Origin of the sequence: Nocardiopsis sp. RV163, assembly GCF_001029525.1 — a bacterium.
Taxonomy (GTDB): domain Bacteria; phylum Actinomycetota; class Actinomycetes; order Streptosporangiales; family Streptosporangiaceae; genus Nocardiopsis; species Nocardiopsis dassonvillei.
The window spans coordinates 22,341-47,545 of record NZ_LEKI01000024.1; the positions used below are offsets into that span (position 1 = coordinate 22,341).

The window sequence follows — 25,205 nt, forward strand, 5'->3', positions numbered from 1 at the left end:
CCGCGTGCCCGTTACGTGCCCGATGCTCGGACCGCAGCACCCGCAGAGGGCGAGCCCCCACCGTCGCCCGCACGGGTCCGGCGCAGCTCCTCGGCGGCCCTCTCCCCCAGCCGGTCCGCCAACTCCTGAGCGCGTTCGTCGCGCGCGTGGAGGTAGACCATCGCCGCGCGGGGACTGGAGTGCCCCGTCCGGTTCATCAGCTCCCGCACGGAGGCACCGGCCTCGGCCGCGTAGGTGTTGCCGGTGTGCCTCAGGTCGTGGAGGTGGACGTCCTCCAGGCCCACGGCCGCGCAGGCGTCGGCCCAGTACTTCGTGAAGTTGCTCCGGCGGAGCTGGTTGCCGCGTACGCCGACGAACACGAACCCGTTCGGCCCCGGAGCCGAGTACTCGTCCAGGTGGCGGCGCAGGTCCGGGAGGATCAGCGACGGGAGGCGCACCGTACGGGCGCCCGCCCGGGACTTGGGCTTGCCCTTCTCCAGGGTCCCGATGTCGTAGACGGTCTCCCGCACGGTCACGGTCCGCCTGTCCAGGTCGAGGTGTCGGCGGCGCAGGCCCGCCAGCTCTCCCCATCGCAGACTGCCGAACGTCGCCAGCAGCACCAGCGCCCGGTACCGCGGTTTGATCGTCTCGGCCAGCACGAGGGCGGGCAGACCGGTTACCCATCGGCTAGGAGCGCTCACGGGTCCGGTCCCAGGACGGGTCCGCCGTGGAACACGGGGCCGTCCGCGCCCAGGCCGGGCGACTCCCCGACAGCGCGACGCCGCGCGTCAAGAGGCCGTCCCCCGCCCCTGTCCCGTTCCTGGTCACCACCGCGCGGCGCCCCGGAAGCGCGAACGGGTCGGCACCCCGACGCGGCCTGCCCCGACCGCGCCCGAGGCGCCGACCCCCGACGGTCCCCGAGGGGGACGCGTCCCGCGGCCGTCAGTCCTCGGCGCGCACGTCCACGACCTCACCCGCGGCGTCGAGGATGACCTCGTACTCCCGGCCGTCGGCGCCGCGCACCTCGGCGTCCCAGCCGTCCCAGCCGTCCTCGTCCTGGCGCTCGACGTCCTCGGTGGTCGCGCCCTCGCCGACCGCGGCGGCGGCGTTGGCGGAGACCGTCTCCCGGTCGGCCGCGGCCTGCTCACCGGTGTTCTGCCAGGGCGCGGGGCCCCCGTCGGTGTCGCGGAAGGCCGTGCCGTTGACGGTGAACACGTCGGCGTCGTCGCGGTCCTCGCCCTCGTCGTCATCGTCGTCCTCGTAGCGCACGCCCAGGGTGACCTCGGTGCCCTCCAGGCCGCGCAGCTCGTCCAGGAGCGGCTCGACGGTGCCGTTGCCGTCGAAGTCCTCCAGTTCGGGGTTGGTCAGCAGCCACTCCTCCGGGCCGAAGTCGACCTCGACCCCGGACACGGACCAGTCGTCGACGTCGTCCCCGGCGCGCAGCTCGCCCACGAGCTGCTCCAGCCCGTCGACCGTCCGGGTCGAGGGCTCGCTCTGCTGCGACTGCCCGTTCCCGCCCGTCTCGGAGTCGGTCCCGGCGGTGACGCCGGTGAGAGCGATCGGGGCCACCTCCTGTTCGGGGTCGCCGGCGAGCAGGTAGCCGACCGTGCCCACGGTGAGCAGTCCGGCGGCGGCAGCGGAGGAGAGGATGATGATGGTCTTGGTCTGCATCGCGGATCCCTTGCTCACGTGCTCGAAGGTCTGTGTACCACCCAGCATGCGGCGGCGCGATGATGGCGGCATGAGGTCGACATGAGGGCCTTCTTCATGTTGCGCTCAGCAACGGTTCAGCGACCTCCGCCACGGTGGGAGGCGACACGGGGAAACGGGGGCACGGCCTTGGCGATTCTGGTGGTGGAGGACGAGGAGGGGATCGTCTCCTTCGTGCGGCGCGGGCTGGAGACGGCTGGTCACCAGGTGCTCACCGCCGCCGACGGGGTCGACGGGCTGACGATGGCGCTGTCGTCGGACGTCGACCTCGTCGTGCTGGACCTGGGGTTGCCGGGGATCCCGGGTGAGGAGGTGCTGCGGCGGCTGCGCGCGCGCCGCCCCTCGGTGCCGGTGATCGTGCTCACCGCCAAGGACGCCGTGAGCGACCGGGTCGCCAACCTCGACGCGGGGGCCGACGACTACATGGTCAAACCGTTCAGCGTGAGCGAGCTGCTGGCCCGCGTGCGGGCCCGGCTGCGCGGCGGCGGCCAGGAACGCGGCGACGTGCTGGCCGCGGGCGGTGTGGTGCTCGACCTGGGGGCGCGCACCGCATCGGTGGAGGGGCGCACCGTCAACCTCTCGGCGCGTGAGTTCGCGCTGCTGGAGGTGCTCATCCGCCACCCGACGCAGGTCTTCTCCCGGCCCCAACTGCTGGACCGGGTCTGGGGCTACGACTTCGAAGGCGCCTCCAACGTGGTGGAGGTCTACGTCAGCCAACTGCGCCGCAAGCTCGGCAGCGAGCGCATCCAGACGGTCCGCGGCGCCGGGTACCGGCTCGGGGACGGCGCACGGTGAGCCTCACCGGCCGGGTGGTCCTGCGGTCGCTGCTGGTCATGGCCCTGGTCATCGGCGGCGTCGCCCTGCTCACCTACGAACTGGTGCGCGTGTCGGGCCTGGCGGACATCGACCGCCTTCTGCGCGAGGAGTCGGCGCTGGTCGGCGACGCCCTCGACGGGCGGCTGCCCGCCGCCGCCGGGCTCGACGGCGTGGTCTCGGGCCCGGAGGCCGAGCGCGCCGCCCGCCAGGCGCTCGCCGTACGCCCCAGCGGCGCACGCCACGTGACGCTGGTGACCGTCAACGGCGTGCGGCTGCAGAGCACCGGGGGCCCCTCTCGCGTCGCGGGCCTCATGCGCGGCGGCGACGCCCCCGGGACCGAACCCGGGACCCTGCGCACGCTCGACACCGTCGCGGGCCCCCTCCGGGTGCTCGACACCCGGGTCGTGGACGACGCCGGTGACACCCTGGCCGTGGTCACCGTCGCCGCCCCGCTCGACTCCACCCGGGACGCGGCGGCCACCGTCCTGCTGTGGGCCGGGCTCGCCGGGGCGATCGGCGTGGTCGGCGGAGGGGTCGTGCTGTGGCTGGTCGTGCGGCGCACCCTGGGCCCCGTGCGGGAGGTCTCCGACGCGGCCAAGGCGATCTCGCCGACCGACCTGGCCACCCGCGTCCCGGTGCCCCCCACCCGCGACGAGATCGCCGAACTGGCCACGGAGATCAACCAGATGCTGACCCGCATCGAACAGGCCGACAGCAACCGGCGCCGGTACCTGGCCGCGATCTCCCACGAGGTGCGCACCCCCCTCTCGGTCGCCGAGGGGCACCTGGAACTGCTGGGCACCGCGGAGGCGGCGGTGGTGCGCGCCGAACTCGACCGCCTGCGCCGCGTGCTGGAGGACCTCATGGCGGTGGCCCGCGGCGGCGACGAGATCGACGTCAGCGTCGAGGCCGTGTTCCTGCCCGACCTGTTCCACGGCGTGCGGGCCCGGCTCGACGCCCTGCCGTACGCCGAAGCCGTCACCTTGGAGGAGCCGCCGCCGGACGTCCTGCTCGGCGACCAGTCGCGCCTGGAGCAGTGCCTGGCCAATCTCACCGCCAACGCCGTCGACCACAACCCGCCCGGCACCCGCGCCACGGTGACCGCACGCGGCGGCGGGGACACGGTCTCCCTCACCGTGGCCGACGACGGTCCGGGGATCAGCGCCGAGGTGCTCCCCCGCGTGTTCGAACCGTTCGTCACCACGCGCACCGCCGGATCGGGACGCACCTCGGGGCTCGGACTGTCGGTCGTGCGGTCCCTGGTCGAGGCCCAGGGCGGTGAGGTGGGCATCGACAGCGGTCCCTCCGGCACCGCCGTCACGATCACCCTCCCGCGCGCCACGCCCTGACCGGCTCCGCGCGGGTCCGGGACCGCGCGTCGGGCCGCTCGCACGGGCCCCTCGGCGGCGCTCCCCCTTCGCCGCTCCCCGCCGGTCAGGACAACCTCGACATATCGCCGCAACGCCTCTCAACTGCGCATACGCCTTCCACGGTCGCCTGACCGGACCATGGCCGAGTTTTGGTCGGCTCTTGGAGGGCAGTGCGATGTGTCAGGAGGTGCTCCAATGGAGACCGGAATAATTGTCATCATCGCCTTAGTGGCGGTGGTCGTCATCGCCGGAGGAATCGCGGTCGCCGCGCGGTCCTCGATCCTTCCGGCCCGGCGCACCGCCCGGCTGAAGAAGCGTTTCGGCGCCGAGTACGACCACGCCGTGGAGGTACACGGCAACAGGACGGCCGCCGAGAACGACCTGTCCGAGAGGCTCCGACGCCGCGACGACATGACGCTCCGCGAGCTGGACGACCAGCAGCGCGCGGCGCACACCCGGACGTGGGCCGGGGTGCAGCAGGAGTTCGTCGACGACCCCGTCCGCGCCGTCCGCGACGCCCGCGGACTGGTGGAGGCGATCATGTCGGACCGCGGCTACCCGGGCCCCGAGTCCGCGGCCGACGGTGACGCGGCCTTCGACCGGCGCCTCGACGACCTGTCGGTGGACCACTCCGCCGCGGTCACCGGATTCCGCCGCGCGCACGCCGCCGGGCGCTCCGCGGAGGCGGGGCAGAGCGGCACCGAGCACCTGCGCGAGGAGCTGGTGTCCTACCGCGGCCTCGTGGAGTCCCTGCTGGGCGGCCTGCCGACGGCCGACGGCACGACCGGCCGGAGCCCGGACGCGGAGCGGACCGCTGTCGACAGCACCGCTACGGCAGCGGGCACGGAGCGCGCCGCCGTGGAGCGGCCGCGCCCGGACAGGGAACCGGAGGCGGGTGCGTGACCGGCACCGGCAGTTTTTCCCCCCGAGGAACCGACGACACGAGGAGGCGGACATGGTGGAGCGCGTAACCGGCCCGGGCACGGACCGGGAGACCGAATCTGACCGTTACCGGGCCTCGGCGCCCGGCACCGGGACCGGCCCCCGTGCCGCGGAGCCGGTGACCGTAGACGCCGAGGTGAACGACCCCCGACCCGCCGGGGGCCAGAGCACCGGGCCCGCCGGCGCCCCCGGTCCCGACCGCACGGACTCCTCCGTCGGCGGTGACCACACCGGCCCCGGGGCCGCCGGACACGCCAGGCCGGGCGGTCGCGGAACCGCGCCGGGCCGGGTGTCGGAGCAGCCGGGCGCCGGAGCGGACCGCCCGGGCACGGCGGACGGGACCCGGTCGCGGGGCGCGAAGCTCGAACGCGTGCGGGAGCGCTGGAACGCGACGCAGGGCAAGTTCGTCGACGACCCCCACGGCGCCGTGCGCGAGGCCGACGCGCTGGCGGCCGAGGTCGCCGACGCCGTGGTCGCGGAGATCGAGGAGCGCCGCTCCGCGCTGCGCTCCGCGTGGAACGAGGGTGAGGGCACGGACACCGAGTCGCTCCGGGTGGCCCTGCGCGACTACCGCTCCTTCGTGGAGCACCTGGTCAACACCAACACCTGACGGCGCGCGGCCGCCGTGAGCCGTTCCGGTCCGGGAGGGGCCGCCCACCGCCGAACGCGGGGGCGGCCCCTCCCGGTGCGCGGCCGGGCCGCTCCCCTCGGCGGGGACCCGTGAGCGGGCCCGCGTCCCCCGGACGGGACCCGGGCGGCCCCGCCGGTCGACTCATCCGGCGAGGAGCTTGTCGACCGCCGCCTCGGCCTCGGCGAACAGCCCCCGGTAGTGGCGCTCCCGGGCCGCACCGGACAGGTCCTGGGCCTCGCTGTCGAACAGCGCGGCCGTGTGGACGTCGAAGACCCCGCAGTACTCCGAGACGCCCCGGCGCAGGGGCCCGTCGAGCATGTCGAACACCAGGTCCGCGTTCTGTTCCCCCTCGGCGAGCCCGGCCAGGGCCAACCACAGCATCCGCTTGCCCGCCATGGGGGACCTGCTGCGGCCGTACGCGAGGCCGTAGTTCCACACGCGGTCGATCCAGCCCTTGAGCAGGGCGGGCAGCCCGTACCACCACACGGGGAAGACGGGGACGATGAGTTCGGCGGCGTGGACGCGGCGGATGTGGGCGTGCACCTCGTCGGAGTAGACCTTGTCCCGGTTGCCGTAGTCGGGTTCGTCGGCCTCGCTGTTGCGGGGGTCGAACCCCTCGGCGTTCAGGTCGAGCAGGTCGACGCGGTACCCGGCCGCCTCCAGGCGCGCCGCGACCCGTGCGGCCACGGCGGCGGTCAGGGAGTCCGGGCGGTGGTGGGCGAACACGACCAGGGCGGTGCGTCCGGTCGGAGTGACGGCCCCGGAGGGCTCGAAGGGGTCGGAAGCTGTGAAGGGCTCTTGGTTCATGAACCCAGTACAGACCAGCGGGCGTGGACTTTCCATGGCTGAAAAGCTGCGTTTCTTTGGCGTGCGTCTACACTCGCCCCCATGGACCCTTTGAGCGACATGCTCAGCGGCATCCGCTCCGCCGGAGCCTCCGTGAGCCAGACCTCGCTGGACCCGCCGTGGACGATCCGCTTCACCGGCGGCGCGCCGCTGACCATGCTGACGGTGATCAGCGGCGGCGGCTCGGTGGCCATGCCCGACGGGACCGCCCTCGGGCTCGGCGCGGGCGACACCGCGCTCGTGCGCGGCCCCGACCCCTTCCACCTCGCGGACAGCCCCGCCTCGCTCCGCCGCCCCCACCGGGACCGCGAGATCGACTGCCTCGACCCGGTGCCCGGGAGCGGGCCGGTCAGCGCTCCCCCGGACGGGCTCCCCCCGCGCGGCGGCCTCCGGGACGGCGGCCCCGGCGGTGGGCCCCCCGCCGGGCCCTCGAACGACGGCGTCGCGAACGGCAGCCTCCCCGACGGGGCCGCCGCGGACGCCACCACCCTGATCGTCACCGCCTACCGGGCGACCCGGAGCCGCCACGAACGGCTGCTGCGCACCCTGCCGCCCACGCTGGTCCTCAACGAGGAGGCCGAGAGCGTCTTCTGGCTCGACGCGGCGAGGGACGCCCTGTCCCGGCGGCACCTCCCGGGCGGACAGGCCTTGGTGGACCGCGTCGTGGACATGGGGCTGGTGTGCAGCCTGGCCTGCTGGTTCGAGCAGGAGGGCGCCGACGCCCCCGCCTGGTACCGGGGGGCCGTCGACCCGGTGACCGGACCCGCGCTGGAGGCCGTCCACCGGCGTCCGCACGAGGCCTGGACGGTGGGTGCCCTGGCCGCCCGGGCGGGGGTGTCGCGCGCGCTCTTCGCCAAGCGCTTCACCGAGGTCGTGGGCCAGTCGCCCCTGGGCTACCTGACGGAGTGGCGGATGTACACCGCCGAGGAGCTGCTGGCGGACCCCGAACTGAGCGTGGCGAAGGTGGCCGGGGCCGTGGGCTACGCCGACCCCTCCTCGTTCAGCACGGCCTTCAAGCGGCTGCGGGGGCTGAGCCCGCGGGAGTTCCGTCTGCGGAACCCGCCGTCGGGAACCGGCACCGCCCCCGACCCCGGTATCGGAGCGAGTCCCTGATCCGGACCGGGGCCCGGGGCCGCGAACGGTCCCGGGCCGGACGGCCTCAGCCCCGAACGACGGGAAGCGCGGCCCGACCGCTCGCCACGATGGACGGGGCCTGCTCCACCCGCGCCCCCTCGGCCAGGCGCAGGTCCGGGAAGCGCGTGAAGAGCGCCTCCAGCGCGGTCACGCCCTCCAGCCGGGCCAGCCCCGCGCCCAGGCAGAAGTGCGGACCGTGCGAGAAGGCCAGGTGCCCCCGCTGCTCCCTCCGCAGGTCGAAGGCGTGCGCGTCGTCGCCGTGGCGCCCGGGGTCGCGCCCCGCCGCGCCGAAGCCCATGAGCAGCGCCTCCCCCGCGGGCACGCGCGTGCCCGCCAGGGTGACGTCCTCGGCCGTGTAGCGCAGCGGCAGGTACTGGATGCTGGCGTCCCAGCGCAGGGTCTCCTCGACCGCGTCGGCCCAGGAGGCGCCGCCGGACCGCACCAGCTCTAACTGGTCCCGGTGGGTGAGCAGCGCGTGCACGGCGTTGGTGATGAGGTTCATCGTGGTCTCGTAGCCCGCGCCGATCATCAGGATCAGCGTCCACACGAGTTCGGTGTGGGAGAGCCGCTCGTCGCCCTCGGCCCGCGCCTGGAGCAGCGCGCTGGTGAGGTCGTCGCCCGGCTCGCGGGACTTGCGCTCGGCCAGCTCCGCCAGGAAGGCCTGCATGTCGGCGTTGGTCTGTGCCGCCACCTCCGGGGTGGTGGTCGCGTCGAAGACCCGGTGCATGAGTGTGTGCAGAGTGCCGCGGTGCTCCGCCCCGACACCGAAGAGCTCGGAGATGACCGTCATGGGCAGCGGCAGCGACAGCGCCGCCTTGAGGTCCACCGGCCCCGGCCCGGCGGCGGCGATGCCGTCGAGCAGGCCGGCGGTGATCTCGGTGATCCTCGGGCGCAGCTCCTCCACCCGGCGCGGGGTGAACGCCTGCGAGACCAGGGTCCGCAGACGCCGGTGGCGGTCGCCGTCCGCGGTGAGCATGTTGTCCGGGGCCACCCAGGAGATCAGCGGCCAGTCCATGGGGATCTCGCCCTGCGCCCACGCCCGCCAGTGCCGCGCCTCCTTGCGCACGCCGGGGTGGGCGAGGGCCTCCATGATGACGTCGTGGCCGGTCAGCGCCCGAACAACCACGCCACCAGTGATCTCAACCTCGACGACGGGGCCGCGGTCGCGGAGTCCGGCTGTCTGTCGGTGGAGGTCGTAGGGGTGGAGGACGGGGATGTCTGCTGCCATGGCGGTGTTCCCTTCGGGGAGGCGGGCGGAAATTCCACGGGGAGTTCGGCCAGGGCCCGCGCGAACGGGGAGACCCGCCAGCGCGGGGCCGGGTCGGTCACGCGCAGGCCGCGCAGGCGCCTGGTGAGGACCTCGACGCCGACCTGGGCCATGGCCTGGGCGAATCCGTGGGCCGGGCAGCGGTGCGGGCCGACCCCGAATGCCAGGTGGGCGCGGGTGACGTGCTCGATGTCGGGCCCGTTCTCGGCCATCGCGGTGTGGGCCGCGGCGTAGCCGAGGAGGATGGGCTCCCCCTTGCGGATGACCCGTCCGCCGCTGATCTCGACGTCGCGCACCGGGTAGAGGACCGGGTAGTTGGTGATGGGCGGCTCGCGCCACAGGACCTGCTCGACCACCTCGTCGACCCCGACGAGGGCGCCGTTGAGGGCCCGGCTCACCTCGGGGTCGGTGAGGATCGTGTGCGTGGCGGCCGTGATGAGGTTGGCGGTCGGCTCGGCGCCGGCGCCGATGGTCACCACGAGCTGGTGCAGCATCTCCTCGTCGGTGAGCCCCGCCCGGTGCTGGAGCAGCCAGGTGGTGATGTCGTCCCCCGGCGACGCGTGCTTGTGCGAGATGGCGTCGGACAGGGCGCGCTCGTACTCGGCGTTGGCGCGTACGACGTCGTTGCCGTCCCACAGGTCCGCGAGCGAGGTCAGGACGCGCTCGCCGACCTCGCGCGAGAAGCCGAACAGGTCGCAGAGCACCAGCAGCGGCAGCAGGCGGGCGTACTCCGGCACCAGGTCCGCGCTGCCGCGCTCGACGAAGGCGTCGATGAGGCTGTCGGCGTGGCGGCGGGTGCTCTCGCCGACACGGCTCTCGGGCACCCGGCCCAGGGAGTCGACCACGGACCGCTTGAGGCGGGCGTGGGCGTCGTCGTCGGCGAAGAGCAGGTTGGGGCGGTAGGACATCATCGCGGCCACGGGGGCGTCGTCGGGGACGCGCCCCTCGGACCAGTCGCGCCAGAGCCGGGAGTCGCGCCGGAAGGTGCGGGTGTCCCTGCACCAGGCGGTGATGAGCGCGTAGTCGGCGACCACCCAGGCGCTGATTCCGGGTGAGATCTCGGCGGGGAAGACGGAGCCGTGTTCCTCGGCCATCCGCGCGTAGACGTCGTGCGGGTCGTCGTGGAACTCGGGGGCGTGGAGCTCGGCGTAGGGGCAGCGGGAAGCCAACGTTTTCCTGTTCTACAGGGGGTTCGAGAGCCGCGCCAGTCTAGTACCGCGGCATGTCCGCCGTTCCTTCCGTCCCGTCTGTTCCACCCCTCACGGAACGCAGGGGGCGGCCGTCCTCCTCCCGAGTCCCGGAGGCTCCCGGTCAGCGGCGCGAGTTGTAGCATCGTGGCCGGATTCCTCCCCCCTGCAACCCGCTCCTCCGGTCCCGGCGAAGGCCGTGCGGCGGGGCTCCTCGACACATACGGGAACGGACGTTCATGGACGCTGAAGACACCCAGGTCATGACCAGGACGAGTGAGTTCACCAGCACCACCCTGAGCTGGGAGGCCTCGGTCCGGGGCCGGGTCGCGGCGGCGGTCGACCGCCTCTCCGGGCCGCTGGCCGACCTGCTGGAGCGCGACGCCAACGACGGCGACACCCGCATGCTCGTCACCGACTTCTTCAGCGTCGGACTGAACTTCAGCAAGTACCAGGACATGACCACCGAGTACCGGACCAGCGGCGACTCGATCGACTACGCGATCGTGCTGGACGGCAAGCTTTTCGCGCCGGTGGAGGTGCGCCGGGTCGGCCAAGAGCTCGACCAGCGCAACATCCAGGTGTCCCGGCGCCTGGCCGTCGAGGAGGGCGCCGAATGGGTGATCCTCACCAACGGCCGCCTCTGGAAGGTCTACCACCTGCGCCCCGACGGCGACGGCGGCAACCGGCCGGTGGAGGTCGTCGACGTCGACCTGACCGACGCCGACGCCTACCAGCGCAACATCGACGCCCTGTTCCACATCACCCGCGAGGCCGTCGACCGCGGACGGCTGGACACCCTGCGCAAGTGGAACGAGGCCGTCGAGGCCGCCCCCGTCGCCGAGGTGCTGCGCAGCGACGCCGTGGTGGAGGCGGTCCGCGCGCAGCTGCGCGCCGCCACGGGACACCCGGGGCACACGGGCGACACCGACGAGGTGCGTCGCTCCCTGGTCGGTGAGGTCATCGCGCCTGGGCTGCTCAAGGACTGACACCGGTGGCGGGCCCGGCTCCCGGGGCCGGGCCCGCCCGCGTCCGACCGGTGCCGCTGGTCGCCCGCTCCGCTCCGGGTGTGTCCCGCCTCCTTCGCCGCCCGCTGGTTCGTGCTTTTGCCCCCATTGACAACTGTGATACACGACACAACAATGGTCATACTATTGGGAGCGCTCCCAGTGCTTCCGACCGCTTACCCCCCAGCGGAAGGACCCCCGTTGAGTCCGGCACGAAGAAACCGCGCGGCGGCGCTCGGCGCCGCAGCCGCACTGGGCACGAGCCTCCTCGTCGCCTCCCCCGCCCAGGCCGACGACGAACCGGTCGAGCAGATCACCAACGGCGACTTCGCCGACGGCACCACCGGCTGGTGGGCGACCGAGGGGATCGACCTCGCCGTGAGCGAGGACGGAGCCCTGTGCGTCGCGGTCCCCGGCGGCACCGGCGACCCGTGGGACCAGATCATCGGCCAGAACGACATCCCCCTCGTGGCGGGGGAGTCCTACTCCCTGACGTTCACCGCCTCCGGCGCCGACGGCCTGCCCGTCCGAGCGCTGATCCAGGAGCCCGTCGACCCCTGGCGAACCGAACTGGACGAGCGCCCCGTGCTCACCGCGACGGCGGCAGGATACGAGTACGTCTTCACCGCGTCGGCCGAGATGGCCGACGCCCAGGTCGCCTTCCAGATCGGCGGGGCCGAGGAGGACTGGACCTTCTGCCTGGACGACGTCTCGCTGCTCGGCGGCGCCGAACCCCCGGTCTACGAACCCGACACCGGCCCGCGCGTGCGCGTCAACCAGGTCGGCTACCTCCCGCAGGGCCCCAAGAACGCCACCGTGGTCACCGACGCCGAGGAGGCCCTGCCCTGGCGGCTGTCCGACGCCGGGGGCGCGGTCGTGGCCGAGGGCGACACCGTGCCCCGCGGCCTGGACGGGTCCTCCGGGCAGAACGTGCACACCGTCGACTTCAGCGGCTTCACCGGGACGGGCGAGGGCTACACCCTGACCGCCGACGGCGAGACCAGCCACCCCTTCGGCATCACCGCCGACCCCTACGCCGCCCTGGCCACCGACGCCCTGGACTTCTACTACACCCAGCGCAGCGGCATCGAGATCCTCGACGAACTCGCCCCCGGGTACGGGCGTGAGGCCGGGCACGCGGGCGTGGAGCCCAACCAGGGCGACACCGACGTCACCTGCCACCCCTCCGCCCCGTGCGACTACTCGCTCGACGTGTCCGGCGGCTGGTACGACGCGGGCGACCACGGCAAGTACGTGGTGAACGGCGGCGTCTCCGTCCACCAGCTGATGAGCGTCTACGAGCGCGCGCACACCGCGCCGACCGGCGACCCCGCCCGGGTCGCCGACTCCACCCTGTCCGTCCCCGAGCGGGACAACGGCGTGCCCGACGTCCTGGACGAGGCCCGCTGGGAGATGGAGTTCCTGCTGTCCATGCAGGTCCCCGAGGGCCGGGAGCTCGCGGGGATGGCCCACCACAAGGTCCACGACGAGCGCTGGACCGGCCTGCCCCTGCTGCCCTCGGAGGACCCCCAGCCCCGCTACCTGCACCCCCCGTCGACGGCGGCCACGCTCAACCTGGCCGCGACCGCCGCCCAGTGCTCCCGCGTGTTCGCGCCCTACGACGCCGACTTCGCCGCGACCTGCCTGGAGGCGGCGGAGACCGCCTGGGACGCCGCGGTGGCCGAGCCCGAGCGCTACGCGACCGTCGGCGGCGAGGGCGGCGGCGCCTACGACGACGGCAGCGTCGCCGACGAGTTCTACTGGGCCGCCGCGGAGCTGTACCTGGCCACCGGTCACGGGGACTACGAGGAGGCGGTGACCTCCTCCGAGGCGCACACCGCCGACGTGTTCTCCGAGTACGGCTTCGGCTGGCGGGACACCGCCGCGCTCGGCCGCCTGCAGTTGGCCACCCTCCCCAGCGGGCTGCCCGACCGCGAGCGCGTCCGCGACTCCGTGGTCGAGGGAGCCGACCAGTACGCCAGCGTCCTGGAGGCGCACCCCTACGGCATCGCCTACGCCCCCGAGAACGGCGCGTTCGTCTGGGGCTCCAACAGCCAGGTCCTCAACAACCTGGTGGTCGTGGCGACCGCCTACGACATCGGCGGCGACACGCGCTTCCGCGACGCGGTGCTGGAGGGCATGGACTACCTCCTGGGACGCAACGCCCTCAACCAGTCGTACGTGACCGGGTACGGCGAGAACGACGCGGTCAACCAGCACAGCCGCTGGTACGCCCACCAGCTCGACCCGGGCCTGCCCAACCCGCCCGAGGGCACCCTGTCCGGCGGTCCCAACTCCGAGACCGGCACCTGGGACCCCGTGGCCCGGGCCAACCTGGACGGGTGCGCGCCCCAGTTCTGCTACATCGACGACATCGAATCGTGGGCGACCAACGAACTGACCGTCAACTGGAACTCCACGCTGGCCTGGGTGTCCGGGTTCGTCGCCGACCAGGGCGACGCCTCCCCGCCCGCCGGGTCCACCTGCGAGGTGGACTACGTGGTCCACGGCGAGTGGCACGAACGCTTCACCACCCAGGTGACCGTCCGCAACACGGGCGACGATCCCGTGACCGGCTGGGAGCTGGTGTGGTCCTTCCCCGGCGGCCAGACCGTGGAGCGCCACTGGAGCAGCGCGCTGGAGCAGGCCGGTCACACCGTGACCGCCGTGAACGCGGACTGGAACGCGGCCATCGAGCCCGGTGACGCGGTGACGTTCGGCTTCATCGGCACCCTGGCGTCGGGTGCGAACGCCGTGCCCGCGAGGTTCGCCCTCAACGGGTCGGTCTGCGGCTGACCCCGTGGGCGGGGCGACGACGGCGCGCCCGCCCACGCCGTAAGAACCCCCTTGGAGGACGGGGCCCTCAGGAGAGCGTGGGCCCCGTCCGTCATGTCCGGGGGATCAGCGCTGCCAGCGCGCCTGGCAGAAGCAGTAGGCGCCGTAGAGGGCGACGCCCAGGGCCACGGCCACGAGCGCCCAGGGCCCGGCCGGGGTCTGGGAGAAGGCCCGCAGCGCTCCGTCCAGCCCGACCGCCTGGTCCTTGTCGAAGGTGATCGCGGCCTGGATGAAGAAGACGCCGACGGCGGCCAGGACCAGGCCCTGGGTGCCGATGCCGAGCACGCCGACGGTGACGACGGCCCTGCGCCGTCGCTGTGTGAGCGCGCCGAGCGCCAGCTCCCGGGTGAAGCGGCGGGTCGCCGCCTTCCAGATCTGGTACAGGCCCACGGCGATCACGCCGCAGCCCACCGCGCCGACGGCGAACCGGCCGAAGGGCAGCGCCATGATCTGGGCGGTCAGCGCCTCCGACTGGCTGTCCTGGGACTGGGGCGAACCCTGCCCCAGCAGGAAGCCCGCGATGGTTGAGGCCAGCACGGCGTAGACCACCGCGCGGGCACCGGAGGCGACGCGCCTGGTGGCCTTCTCCAGGCCCACGGCGGCGTAGACCGCCTGCCACACGCTGAGTCCCACCAGCCCCGCCGCCGCGACCCAGAGCAGCAGCATGCCGCCGGTGTTCTGTGCGACGAGTTGGAGGGCACCGCTGTTGTCCGCCTCCTGGCCGCCGTTGTCGCCGAAGGCGATGCGCAGGGCGATGTAGCCGATGATGAGGTAGAGGAGGCCCGTGGCGGCGAAACCGACGCCCGCGAGCCTGCGCAGCCAGGTGCTGTGGGCCGCCTGGCGGCCCGCGCGCCGTCCCGCCGCCCGGGCGTCCTTGGCGGAGCGCCGCGCCTTGCCTGGTAAGTCTGAGGAGGACATGTCCGGCCCGTGCCCACGAGGAGGGCATGAAAACGGATGTTTACCGTTAATACTCCCTTTTGTGCTGTTCAGCGACGTGGAATCCCTCCGGGGCGCCCGCGCGGGATGACGGGTTGGCCCGCGGCGGGCCGGGCGGGCCGACGGGAACGCGGCACGTCGGGCACTGACGGAAACGGCGTGGAACAGCGCGGGCCGACCAGGGACGGCGCGGGACGCCTGGCCGCGCGTGGAACGCCGGACCACGCCTGAGCGCACGCACCGGTGGACGGGGGCGCCCGGGCGCCTACTCCAGCGGCACCCGCAGGATCCTGTCGCCCCCCTCGACCGGCTCCCCGACCCCGTCGAGGTTGCTGGTGGCCAGCCACAGCGCGTCACCGCCGGGGGCCGTCACCACCGTGCGCAGGCGGCCGTACTCCCCCTGGTAGCGGTCCACCGGCTCGCCCACGCCGCCGTCACCGGTGAGCGGCACCTCCCACAGGCGTTCGCCGCGCAGCGCCGCGACCCACAGGGAGCCTCCCGCGACCGCCGCGCCGCTGGGCGAGGCCTCCGCGGGTCTCCACGTCAGCAGGGGGTCGACGTACTCGTCGCCTCCCCCGACGCCCTCCACCTCCGGCCAGCCGTAGTTGCCACCCGGTTCGATCAGGTTGACCTCGTCGAACTCGTTCTGCCCGAACTCGGTGGCGTACAGGTCGCCCTCGTCGTCCCACGCCAGGCCCTGGACGTTGCGGTGGCCGTAGCTGTAGACCGGGTTGCCGAAGGGGTTGTCCGGGGCCGGATCCCCGTCGGCGGTGATCCGCAGGATCTTGCCGCCCAGCGAGCCGGTGTCCTGGGACAGGCCCTCCCGGCCCGCGTCCCCGGTGCCGACGTACAGCAGGCCGTCGGGTCCGAACCCGATCCGTCCGCCGTTGTGGTACGAGGCGGTGGGGATGCCGTCGAAGACGACCTCGGCGTCCCCGAAGCCCCCGTCTCCGTTCTCGGGGTCGTACTCCAGTCGGCTGATCCGGTTGTCGGAGAGCGCGGTGTGGTAGGCGTACACGTACGGTTCCCCGGGGAAGTCCGGGTGCACGGCCAGCCCCAGCAGCCCGCCCTCGCCGTTCGGCGCGGCCCCCTCGACGGCGCCGACGCCGGCGACCGAGCCGTCGGGGGACACGCGGACGACCTCCGCCGAGTCGCGCTGGCCGACCAGGGCGGAGCCGTCGGGGAGGAAGGCCAGTCCCCAAGGCACCTCCAGGCCCGCGGTCACCTCCTCCGGTCGTCCGGGGTCGGCACCGGCGGAGCCGTCGTGTCCGCCCCGCTCCCGCTGGCCGTCCGCTCCGCCCGCCCCGTCCCCCCTCGCACCGCAGCCGCTGAGGAGGACGAGTGCGCCCAGGACGGCGGCGGCGCGGAGCACGGCGCTCGGGCGCGCTGAAGGTTCCATGCCGTTTCCCTTCCCGTTGTCGGGGCCCGTTACCTCGCCGTACCGCTCGACGTCCCCTCATCGCTGTTCTCGTGCCCCTCCCGCAGCTCCTCGAACAGGCGCTCCAGGCCGGTGCGGTCCCACGCTCGTGGCCGCGGCGCCCCTCAGCCGTTCGGCGGCCATCCGGCCTCCGCCCTCCGGTCCCGTACGGTCTCCCGCGCGAACTCCCCGACCAGGTCGGCGACCCGCTCGGGGGCGGCGGCGGTGAGCGCGTGGGGCTGTCCGGGCAGGGTCACCAGCCGCCCCCGGGGCAGCAGCCTGGCGGCCTCCCGAGCCCATGGTCCGGGGCAGAGCGGGTCATCGCCCCCGCGCAGGACCAGGGTCGGCTGCACCACCCCCGGCAGGACCGTCTCGATCCGGTGCTCGCGGCTGGCCAGAAGGCTGCGGACGTCCCTGCGCGGTCCCGCGTCCCAGTAGTCGGCCACCACGGAGCGGATCACGGAGGGGTCCTCTCGTATGCCGTCGCGCAGCAGGCGCGCGGCCAGTTCGGGCAGCGAGCGCGCCCCGGGGTCCGTCGTGGGCCCGGCCAGCACGAGCGACCCGACCTCGTCGGGAGCGCGCACCGCGGCCTCGGCGACCACCTGCGTTCCGAGGGAGAGCCCGAGCAGGCAGGGCCGTTCGATCCCGCGGACGCGGAGCCACGCCAGGAGGGAGTCCGCTAGTCCGGTGACCGTCGGCGCGTGGTCGGGTGCGGTGCTCGCGCCGAACCCCGGCAGGTCGACGGCCCAGGCGGGCGTCCTTCCCTCCAGGGCCCTGACCACGGGCAGCGTCTGGCGGGAGGAGATCCCCGCACCGTGCACGCAGACCACCGGCGGCCCCTGTCCGGGTACGTGCCACCAGGCCATCGACGCGCTTCCGACCGCGTCCGTACCCCTGCGGGCCTCCATGCCCATACCCCCGAACGGCCTCCTCGGCACCGGTCACGTGGTCGTCACGACTACCCGGATCCCGCGCCTTCAACCCATTCCCCGCCGAGGCGTGTGGAGAGGCGAGGGCCGGTCAGGGAGGTACACGCGAGGGCGTGCGCGCGAAGGGAGCCGGGAGATGGGCAGGAAGTCGGATTCGCCTCAGAGGCACCCGTGGTGGCGGGGCGCCGTGCGGGGTGTCGCGGGTGCGATGGCCATGAGCGGTATGCGGCAGGTGGAGGTCGGGACGGGGTTCGTGCGGCGCACACCGCCCGAGGCCGTTCTGGCGGAGGGCGTGCCCGCCCTGCTGGAGAGCGTCCCCCCGGAGCGGAGGAAGGCCGCGATCGAGCTGGCCCACTGGGGGTACGGGGCGGCTTCGGGCACCGTCTTCGCGCTGCTGCCGCGCCGGGTGAGGCGGTGGCGGCTGGCCGGGCCGGTCTTCGGGGTGGCGGTCTGGAGCGCGTACGAGCTGGCCGTGGCCCCCGCGCTCGGCCTCGCCCACGCGCGCGGGCACCGATCCCGGGAGCGGTGGGCGTTCCTGGTCGACCACGTGCTCTTCGGGCTCATGGTCGGGGAGCGGCCCGCGAGCGTGGTGGCCGGAACGGGGGATTCCGGGGACGACGCGGAGGAGAGGTGCTGCTGCGGGTGCCACGGGAGGGCCGGTGCCCGCGGGGAACACCGGGAACGCCGAGGGCGCGGGGGCCGACGCGAGAGGGGAGCACACGAGAACCACTGCGGCCACTGCGGCCACGGGCACCGCGCGGACGGTGGAGGCCGTGGGGTCCACGGCGGGCACGGGGAGCACTGTGGCCGTGGGAGGCACAGGAGCCGGGGGAAGCGTCACCGGCCCTGACGGCGGAAGCAGGGCGCTGTCGACCGCTCACCGGCCGCCGGAGGCGCACCCCGGCGAAACGACGGCTCGGAAGCCCGCCGCGGCGTGCACATACCGGGCGGCGCTCGCGGGTAGCGGGGGGGCGAAGGGCCGGTAGCGGCCGTGTCGATCCGTGTGGGGGTGGCCGAGGTGGCCGGGAGACCGAACCGCCGGATCGCCGTGGTCAGCGGAGCCAGCGCGGGCGTCGGAAGGGCGACCGCGCGCGAGCTCGCCCGGCGGGGGTACGCCGTCGCGCTGCTCGCGCGGGGGCTGACGGGGTTGGAGGCCGCGGCGGAGGAGGCCCGCGCCGAGGGCGTGACCGCGCTGCCCCTGCGTGTGGACGTGAGCGACGCCGAGGCGGTGCGCGGGGCCCTGGCCCGGGTCGAGTCGGAGCTGGGGCCGGTGGACGTGTGGGTGAACTGCGTGCTCGCCACGGTCGTCTCGCCGTTCACGGAGGTGGACCCGGAGGAGTACCGCCGGGTCACCGACGTCTGCTACCACGGCTACGTGTACGGCACGCAGGCCGCCCTGGAGCGCATGCTGCCCCGGGACCGGGGGGTGGTCGTGCAGGTCGGGTCGGCCCTGGCCTACCGCGGCGTCCCCCTGCAGGCGGCGTACTGCGGAGCCGAGCACGCGATACGCGGGTTCACCGGCTCCGTAAGGGCCGAGCTGATCCACCGCGGATCGGGCGTCCGGGTGACGGAGGTGCACCTGCCCTCGGTGAACACCCCGCAGTTCACCTGGACGCGCGCACACCTGGACGGCCGCCGCCCGCGCCCCGTGGCCCCCGTGTACCAGCCCGAAGTCGCGGCCCGGGCGATCGTCTGGGGTGCCGAGCATCCGGGGCGGCGCCGGTACTGGGTGGGCATGTCGACGGTGGCCGCCGTCCTGGGCCAGCGGTTCGCACCGAGGGCGTTCGACTGGCGACTGGGGCTCACCGGACGGAAGAGCCAGGTCCGCGACGCCCATCCGCCCGCGCGCGACAACCTGTTCCGCCCGCTGGACGAGGAGTACGACTTCGGCGCGCACGGCGAGTTCGACGACGAGTCGCGCGAGTCGAGCCTGCTCCAGGAACTGAGTCAGCGGCGGAGCACCGTGGCCCTGCTGGGCGCCGCCGGGTTCGCGGTGGGGGCCGCGGGCTACGCGGTCGCACGGGGAGCGCACCGACGGCCCTGAACAGCGATGAAGACGAAACCTAGGGAGAAGAGCATGGCCGAGCACGATCCCGCCGTGGACGAGGCGTGGGAGGAGTTCCACGCGGTGGTGAACATGACCGGGGAGCAGCTGCGCGAGTGGCTGCTCACGAACGCCTCGGGCGAGGACGCCTTCCGCACCGAACCGGGGCACACGGTGTCCCGGAGGGGCGAGGCGGTCGTGAACCTGCTGAACAAGCGGCGCGTGGACGTGACGGAGGCCGACGTCGAGCTGATGCGCGAGGTGGCCGAGTACGTCCGCGGCCAACTGGCGGACCCGCACCGCGAGGACGCGCGGTGGCGGCACCGGCTGATGTCGGTGGGGCACGACCCGCTCAGCCCCGACTCCGTGCGCCCCGACGAGGAGGACCTCGCCGGGTAGCGGTCAACGCGGGGCCGGGGCGGGCGCGGGTGCCCGCCCCGGCGCACGTCGGCGCCCCCGTGCGGCCCTCCCGCCAGGGAGGGCTAGGACGGGGCCGAGCCGCGCGGTTCGCCGGTCCTCCTGCCCAGGGACCAAGCGGACACCGCCGCCAGGACGGCGAGTCCGCCCAGGGCCGGGCCCACCACGTGGAACGCGTCCGTGAACCGCCCGCCCTCCAGGCGTCCACCGGTGAGCGCGGCCAGGAGCGCCCCGACCGCGGCGAGGGCGACCGTCTCCACGGTGATCCGGGAGGCGTTGAACACCCCGGCCGCGACGCCCGTCCGCTCGGCTGGCACCACGCCCATGGCCATTCCGTCCACGACGCCGTTGGTGAGGCCCACCCCGGCTCCCACCAGCAGGAACGACGGGAGGAGCCGCCACGGGGTGGCGTCGGGGCCCAGCACGAGCAGCCCCGCGGCTCCGGCGGCGCACAGCAGCAGGGCGCCGACCACGACCGCGGTGTGGGGCAGGCGCGCGGCCAGTTCCGCGCCCAGTGCGGGCAGCAGAAGGGTGGGCAGCGTGAGCATCATCAGCCACAGCCCGGCTTGGCCCGCGCTCAGCCCGACCACGGTGATCAGGTACGACGGCAGGTACACGAGCAGGGGCACGAGCACCGCCATGAACGCGGCGGCGGCCAGGGCGTGGGCGACGAACCGGCGGTTGGCCAGCAGGACCAGGTCCACCAGCGGGTCGCGGGCGCGGCGTTCGACGAGCACGAAGGCGACCGCCAGAGCCGCGGCCGGGGCCAGTCCCGCGAGCACCGCCGGCAGGCCCCGCGCGGGGCCCTCCACCAGGACGGCGATCAGCAGGAGCAGAGCCGAGGTGAACAGGACGGCGCCGAGCCGGTCCACGGGCCGACCCGTACCGCGCGCGGCGGGCAGCAGGGGGACCAGGAGGAGGACGAGCCCGGCCACGGCCGCCGGGGAGGCGAAAGCGGCGCGCCAGCCGAGGTTCTCGACGAGCAGTCCGGCCACGGCCGGTCCGAAGGCGGTACCGGCGCCCAGCACCGTGCCCAGCAGACCGAAGGCCCGGGCCCGCGCGGGACCCTCGAAGGCCGCGGCGATCATCGAGCTGCCGCCGGCGACCGCCGCCGCGGCGCCGACGCCGCCCGCGGCGCGCAGCAGGTTCAGGGCGGCGACGTCGCGGACGAACAGGCACAGCAGACCGCTGGCGCAGAACAGGGCGAGGCCGAAGGCGTAGACCCGGCGGCGGCCGACCGCGTCGGCGACCGACCCCGCGCACACGAGGAAGGCGGCGAAGCAGGCGTTGTAGGAGTTGACGACCCACTGGGCGGCGGTCAGCGTGGCGCCGAGTTCGGCCCGGACGGCGGGCAGGGCCACCGAGGCGCCGGTGATGGCCAGCGGGAAGGCGAGCGTGGAGAGCAGGACGGCGAGGAGAAGTACCCCGCCGCGGTCGCGTGTGGACAAGAGGGGCTCCGTGGCATCGCAAAGGCGGAGCCGGGCAGCACGCGGTGCCGCACCGGCGTGGTCGCTGATGCGGCGGGAGGACTCTGGGGTCGGCCGCCGCTAGGCGGCCACGTCATCCGATTCGGGCACGGGCGGGAGCCTAGCCGGTTCCCGGCGGTCCGGGCCAGCGGTTTTCCGCGCCGAGGAGGAGCACTGCGGGCTGGTGCTGTTCCTGCGTTCCTTCAGCGGGACGGAGCGCGACGCCGGATAGCCCCGTCAGGCCCGGAAGGGCCGGGGACGGGAACGCCATCCCCCACCGGCCAGGACGAGCACCGGCCGCTGTGCTGCCCGGAGGCGCTGGCAGTACGGACGGACCAGATCTTTCGCTCAGCGAGCTGCCCAGCGTGGACATTCGCGTCGTGCCCGTCAATCCCCCCGTGCCCAGCGGCCACTTCAACGGGTCCCCGTATACGACGGCTGTCTGGTGACCGTCGAGGTGTTCAAGAGCGAGCTCGCCCTGTGCAACCTGAAGTACGTCTCCTACAGCATGGAAACATTGACATTCTTTCACTAACAAAAAATCAAAGGCGAAAAATCAAGATAATAACTTCACACCCCCAGGAATGCATCAAACGCGCACCATCGGCACCGTCGGAATGAGCGAAACCCTGACGATCACTTGTTCATCCTGCTCAATTATTCCCCTTGTTTCCTTATGGGACCATCTTATTTGGCCCCACCCGGAAACTTCTGAGCGCCTCACGCGACACCCGACGATCCTCTGCGCTCACCCTCGGCGCACCGAAAGAGTAGGCAGGCGCCACCGGCACGCCTGATCAGACCTCGTCCGCGATTCTCCCCCATCCGGCGCCCCGTTGTCCTGGAACCACTCGGCAAGCTCTGGCCCACCGATGACGCGGGGTCCCTTTCCGTGCCGACGTCCACGGCCCCCTGACCCAGCCACCGGCTCCGGCCACTCTGCACCCGAGGACCTTGGCCTACTTGAGGACAGTGGTTCCGGAAGCTTCACCCGGACCGAACCAAACGCCCGAAAAATCTGATTCACGCAGATCCTTCGCGTGCATCCATGCTGCGTTGAGGTATGCGCCTCTGAGGCATGGTCCAACGATTTCAGAACGGTAGAACTTGGCACCAAAGAACGGGGATATACTGAGGTCAGATCCCCGCGCCTAGCACTCAGATAGATCGGCCTTGCGGAAATTTTATCCGACAAAACGATAATTGTTCAGTACAGCCGCACTGAGCTCCGACCTGGAAAGTTTGTATACGTCGAACACGAGCCCACTGAAATCCGCATGAAAGAAAAACAGGTATCCCATGGGGATTCCAGCCATGCCAGTACCTCGCAGATCCATCGCGGACGCACCGAGCTCCTGATCTTGGCCTCACACGCGACATTCATTTAAATTCACACCAGCGAGACATTAATTATCTCAGGCCATAACAAAGCAGCCTTTTTGCAGCGACACCCCCAATGGCGAACACCACAAAGAACTTATATCATGAATTTCCTTCAATACTAGAGAAATCACGATTTATTCCACCGCCCCACGGGAGTTGGCCCTCGAAGTCGCATGCTGCAACTGCAGGATGCCCGGAACGCCAGAGGAACTCCAGAACCCTTGATGTTTCAGCGACCATTTCCGTCTCACTCGATTCACCCTCCCCATCCAACTCGATGATCACAGGCCAGAACAGGAAATCGTCCCCCAGGGAACCGGACTCCGTCGAATCAGGATTTCCGTGAACCTCAACTATCAGATGGTTCAGGTACATGCCACTTCCCTCGAAGGCACCCTGAAACTCAGAAGATATCGCTTCCTTGGCAGAAGTCTTATCCATGTACTTAACGAAAATCTTACAGTACAGCTCAAATTCTTCGCTCATTTTACGGAACCTCGATGAAAGGTGGCCTGTCAAACGGACCTTGCCGCATGACAATCGATATATCTACGTCCATGCCAAAAATCTTTTCAAGCCGCCGCCGAAGTGGACGCAAACCCGCTTCACCGGCCTGAATTTTTCCTGTCTCGATAGCGTGCAACATCGTCCTTTCTTTTGCACTTCCGGAGTTGGGGCTACCGAACCTATCAGCCACTATCCCTTCAAAAGAATTTGCATCCACTCGAATCGCAATGTCGATGTCAGAGTCGGGGCGAGCAGTTCCACCGGCCCTGCTCCCTTGGACAACAATATCATCACTAATATGACCAACGGTCTCCCTTATAAGCGCCGCTCCTTCAAGGAACCTCTCTTCTGAAATGTCTTGCGGAGGACCATCATTATAATCTTGAGGCGATCCTTCCCCGGGTGAAGTACTGTCGGCTGGAGCAGACTCCGAAACACCTGGTTCGGAATCCGAATCAGGACGTGTTGCCGTATTTCCTCTGTCGCGGTCACCGTCATCGTTACCAGTGTTGCCGTGGTCACGATCATGGTTGGGCTCGTCACCGCTGCTGTCGTCCCCGCCGGTGCCGGTGCGGTCGTTGGGCGGCTCGTCGCCACCGCCACCACCGGCGGCGGGCTCGGGGCGCTCGGCCTCCGGCTCCTCGCGCGGGCCGCCCGTGCCCTGTCCCGCATCGCTCCGGTCGCTCTCGTCGTCCTCGTCACGACGCGGGGGACGCCGTTCGGGATCGTCCTCGGCGCGGGGAGCACCGGAGTCGCCGCGATCGCCCTCACCGTCCGGACGCGGCGTCGGGGCCGGGACGCCGGGCCTTTCGCCGGGCGCTCCCGGCGCATCCTGCGCGTCCTCGTCGCCCGGTCGGTTCTGCGGTGTGCCGCTGTCCTGGGGCTGCGGCGCGGGCGGGCTCTGCGAGGGCCGGTCCCCGCCGCCGTCGGGCACGGGGGTGGCCGGGGTGGAGGCGGGCGGACGGTACCGGTCGGGGTCCAGCAACGACTCGTTCAGGTGGGTGAGCGGGTTCTCGAAGCGCTCACCCGTGGGACGCTGCCCCTCCCCGGCGCCCGGCAGCGGGCTGCTGGGCCAGCCCCGCGTTCCCGGCCCGCCCCTCGACGAGAAACCGTCCGAGCCCGAGCCCGAACCCGTGCCGGAACCCGGCCCGGAGCCGTCGAACTCCGCGTCGCCCGCACCCGTGGGAGTGTCCATGGAGCCGACCACCCCCGCGCCGGCGATGATCTTGAGAGCTTTGAGCGGCAGCCCGCCGGTCAGCATCAACGCGTTGGCGGCCATCGTGGTGTTGGAGTAGGCGACACCGTCCTCGCGTGTGGACCAGGCGGTGTGCCCCTCCCAGACCTCGTCGATGCTGTCCCGGGCGTTGCCGGTCCACCGGTCCCATCCGGCGCTCCAGCCCTCCCGGCCGCCCTCGCCCGGCTCCCACAACCACCCGTGCTCGTCGTGGACACCGACCAGCGCGGCCGCGTCCATGCCCGCGTCGCGCCAGGCCGCCGTGGCGTTGTCCCAGCGCCCCCGCGGGTCGAACCGCCACCCGTTGTCGGGGTGCCAGAGACCGAGCTTGGACGTCAGCCCTACCGCCGACCCCCACAGGACGTCGGTGATCACCGTGTCCCAGGCCGCCTGACCGGTGGGGTTGCCCCAGTCCATCAGGGAGGGGTGGAACTCGCTGCCCGCCCACGCCGTGGCGTCGTTGATGTTGCTGTTGACGCCCTCGAAACTCAGGTGGTGTTCCAGGGACACATCGCGCTCACCGGCGTCGGTGGGCAGCCCGTAGACCAGCGCGCCGTCCCCGCCCGCCTGGTCCGGGGAGACGTAGGCGGGGCCGCCGAAGGTCGCCGAGATCCGACTGGCGCACGCGTTCTCTGCCTCGTTGAACGTGGACCAGGCCGTGTTGACCGCGTCCTTGATGCGGATGTTCTCGCCCAGCGCCCACTCGTCGGTCTCCTCGTCCTTGTTCAGCCACCACACCTTCTTGTCGTGGTTGGCGTTCCACAGGCTCTGGGCGTCGATGCGCAGGGTGTTGAGCGAGCGGCGCGCGGTCGCGGCCGCCTCGGCCAGGTCCTCCAGTGCGTCGGCGACGGTGGCCAGGTCGCTCTGGATGCCCTCTCCCCGGGTGAGGACGGGGTCCATCGCGGCGAAGAGCGTCTCGCTCTCCGGTGCGCTGTAGTGGGCCTGCACACCGTGCCAGGTGGAGGACATGTCCTCGGCGCCGCCGAAGAGGTCCTCTCCGCCGGTGCGCAGGGTCTGGGCCGCGTAGTTGAGGGACCAGACGTCGGTGAGGGGGTAGGGGATGGTGTCGGGGTCGATGAGTGTGAACGGGTTGGGGTCCACGCCGTTCTGGGGCTCGGTGGGCTCGAAACTCACCAGGGGGCCTTCCG

General features: G+C 72.3%; 21 protein-coding genes. 10 read left to right on the plus strand and 11 right to left on the minus strand.

Going from position 1 to position 25,205, the window contains the following annotated elements; genetic code table 11:
• Positions 1 to 11: 11 nt before the first annotated feature.
• Both ABD54_RS07085 and ABD54_RS07090 read right to left on the minus strand, forming a co-directional pair.
• On the minus strand, positions 12 to 680 hold the full coding sequence (locus tag ABD54_RS07085) for a tyrosine-type recombinase/integrase (RefSeq protein WP_235432002.1): 669 nt from the start codon (positions 678 to 680) through the stop codon (positions 12 to 14).
• A 241-nt stretch (positions 681 to 921) separates the two neighbouring features.
• A complete protein-coding gene (locus ABD54_RS07090; RefSeq protein ID WP_047868629.1) occupies positions 922 to 1,650 on the minus strand; it encodes a PepSY domain-containing protein in 729 nt (242 codons plus the stop codon).
• Between the two features lie 168 nt (positions 1,651 to 1,818).
• Between ABD54_RS07090 and ABD54_RS07095 the strand changes: the two genes are divergently transcribed.
• The 4 genes from ABD54_RS07095 (at position 1,819) to ABD54_RS07110 (ending at position 5,427) form a co-directional block, all read left to right on the plus strand.
• Complete coding sequence (locus ABD54_RS07095) at positions 1,819 to 2,484, plus strand: response regulator transcription factor (protein ID WP_047868613.1); 666 nt, start codon at positions 1,819 to 1,821, stop codon at positions 2,482 to 2,484.
• Complete coding sequence (locus ABD54_RS07100; RefSeq protein WP_047868614.1) at positions 2,481 to 3,854, plus strand: HAMP domain-containing sensor histidine kinase; 1,374 nt, start codon at positions 2,481 to 2,483, stop codon at positions 3,852 to 3,854. Before ABD54_RS07095 ends, ABD54_RS07100 begins: the two co-directional genes overlap by 4 nt.
• Positions 3,855 to 4,070: 216 nt before the next feature.
• The gene (locus tag ABD54_RS07105; protein WP_047868615.1) at positions 4,071 to 4,778 is read left to right on the plus strand and encodes a hypothetical protein; all 708 of its coding nucleotides are present in this window, start codon (positions 4,071 to 4,073) and stop codon (positions 4,776 to 4,778) included.
• A gap of 52 nt (positions 4,779 to 4,830) precedes the next feature.
• Positions 4,831 to 5,427, plus strand: coding sequence for a hypothetical protein (locus tag ABD54_RS07110; protein WP_047868616.1), 597 nt, complete (start codon positions 4,831 to 4,833; stop codon positions 5,425 to 5,427).
• A gap of 162 nt (positions 5,428 to 5,589) precedes the next feature.
• Here the strand turns inward: ABD54_RS07110 and ABD54_RS07115 are convergent, their stop codons facing one another.
• Entirely contained in the window at positions 5,590 to 6,255 is a 666-nt protein-coding gene (locus ABD54_RS07115; protein ID WP_047868617.1) for an NAD(P)H oxidoreductase, read from the minus strand.
• Positions 6,256 to 6,336: 81 nt separating this feature from the next.
• Between ABD54_RS07115 and ABD54_RS07120 the strand changes: the two genes are divergently transcribed.
• On the plus strand, positions 6,337 to 7,407 hold the full coding sequence (locus ABD54_RS07120; RefSeq protein WP_047868618.1) for an AraC family transcriptional regulator: 1,071 nt from the start codon (positions 6,337 to 6,339) through the stop codon (positions 7,405 to 7,407).
• Positions 7,408 to 7,453: 46 nt separating this feature from the next.
• Here the strand turns inward: ABD54_RS07120 and ABD54_RS07125 are convergent, their stop codons facing one another.
• Positions 7,454 to 8,554 (minus strand): cytochrome P450, encoded by a 1,101-nt coding sequence (locus ABD54_RS07125; protein WP_047868619.1) that lies wholly within the window; start codon positions 8,552 to 8,554, stop codon positions 7,454 to 7,456.
• Positions 8,536 to 9,864 (minus strand): cytochrome P450, encoded by a 1,329-nt coding sequence (locus ABD54_RS07130; RefSeq protein WP_047868620.1) that lies wholly within the window; start codon positions 9,862 to 9,864, stop codon positions 8,536 to 8,538. Before ABD54_RS07130 ends, ABD54_RS07125 begins: the two co-directional genes overlap by 19 nt.
• A 257-nt stretch (positions 9,865 to 10,121) precedes the next feature.
• Here ABD54_RS07130 and ABD54_RS07135 point away from each other — a divergent pair, with 257 nt between their 5' ends.
• Together ABD54_RS07135 and ABD54_RS07140 are read left to right on the plus strand one after the other, a co-directional pair.
• Positions 10,122 to 10,871 (plus strand): hypothetical protein, encoded by a 750-nt coding sequence (locus ABD54_RS07135; protein WP_047868621.1) that lies wholly within the window; start codon positions 10,122 to 10,124, stop codon positions 10,869 to 10,871.
• Between the two features lie 219 nt (positions 10,872 to 11,090).
• Positions 11,091 to 13,685, plus strand: a complete 2,595-nt coding sequence (locus tag ABD54_RS07140; protein WP_047868622.1) for a glycoside hydrolase family 9 protein — start codon at positions 11,091 to 11,093, stop codon at positions 13,683 to 13,685.
• Between the two features lie 105 nt (positions 13,686 to 13,790).
• On the opposite strand, the gene ABD54_RS07145 is transcribed toward ABD54_RS07140, so the two are convergent.
• The 3 genes from ABD54_RS07145 to ABD54_RS07155 form a co-directional block, all read right to left on the minus strand.
• Entirely contained in the window at positions 13,791 to 14,642 is an 852-nt protein-coding gene (locus ABD54_RS07145; protein ID WP_235432003.1) for a DUF1206 domain-containing protein, read from the minus strand.
• Positions 14,643 to 14,925: 283 nt separating this feature from the next.
• Positions 14,926 to 16,059, minus strand: coding sequence for a sorbosone dehydrogenase family protein (locus ABD54_RS07150; protein ID WP_047868623.1), 1,134 nt, complete (start codon positions 16,057 to 16,059; stop codon positions 14,926 to 14,928).
• Between the two features lie 143 nt (positions 16,060 to 16,202).
• Positions 16,203 to 16,991 carry an alpha/beta hydrolase gene (locus ABD54_RS07155; RefSeq protein WP_327136575.1) on the minus strand — a complete coding sequence of 263 codons (789 nt, stop codon included), beginning with the start codon at positions 16,989 to 16,991 and terminating at the stop codon, positions 16,203 to 16,205.
• A 229-nt stretch (positions 16,992 to 17,220) separates the two neighbouring features.
• On the opposite strand from ABD54_RS07155, the gene ABD54_RS29475 reads away from it, so the two are divergent.
• The 3 genes from ABD54_RS29475 to ABD54_RS07170 all read left to right on the plus strand — a co-directional run bounded on the left by ABD54_RS29475 (position 17,221) and on the right by ABD54_RS07170 (position 19,449).
• A complete protein-coding gene (locus ABD54_RS29475) occupies positions 17,221 to 17,856 on the plus strand; it encodes a hypothetical protein (RefSeq protein WP_327136576.1) in 636 nt (211 codons plus the stop codon).
• Positions 17,857 to 17,997: 141 nt separating this feature from the next.
• The gene (locus ABD54_RS07165; RefSeq protein WP_047868624.1) at positions 17,998 to 19,050 is read left to right on the plus strand and encodes an SDR family oxidoreductase; all 1,053 of its coding nucleotides are present in this window, start codon (positions 17,998 to 18,000) and stop codon (positions 19,048 to 19,050) included.
• Positions 19,051 to 19,083: 33 nt separating this feature from the next.
• Positions 19,084 to 19,449, plus strand: a complete 366-nt coding sequence (locus ABD54_RS07170; RefSeq protein ID WP_047868625.1) for a DUF3140 domain-containing protein — start codon at positions 19,084 to 19,086, stop codon at positions 19,447 to 19,449.
• Positions 19,450 to 19,532: 83 nt separating this feature from the next.
• Here the strand turns inward: ABD54_RS07170 and ABD54_RS07175 are convergent, their stop codons facing one another.
• The 3 genes from ABD54_RS07175 to ABD54_RS28495 form a co-directional block, all read right to left on the minus strand.
• Positions 19,533 to 20,915, minus strand: coding sequence for an MFS transporter (locus tag ABD54_RS07175; RefSeq protein WP_047868626.1), 1,383 nt, complete (start codon positions 20,913 to 20,915; stop codon positions 19,533 to 19,535).
• A 1,500-nt stretch (positions 20,916 to 22,415) separates the two neighbouring features.
• On the minus strand, positions 22,416 to 22,802 hold the full coding sequence (locus tag ABD54_RS27795; RefSeq protein WP_152692013.1) for a hypothetical protein: 387 nt from the start codon (positions 22,800 to 22,802) through the stop codon (positions 22,416 to 22,418).
• A 1-nt stretch (position 22,803) separates the two neighbouring features.
• On the minus strand, positions 22,804 to 25,205 hold a 2,402-nt coding region (locus tag ABD54_RS28495; protein ID WP_394324531.1), incomplete at its 5' end, for a nucleotidyltransferase domain-containing protein.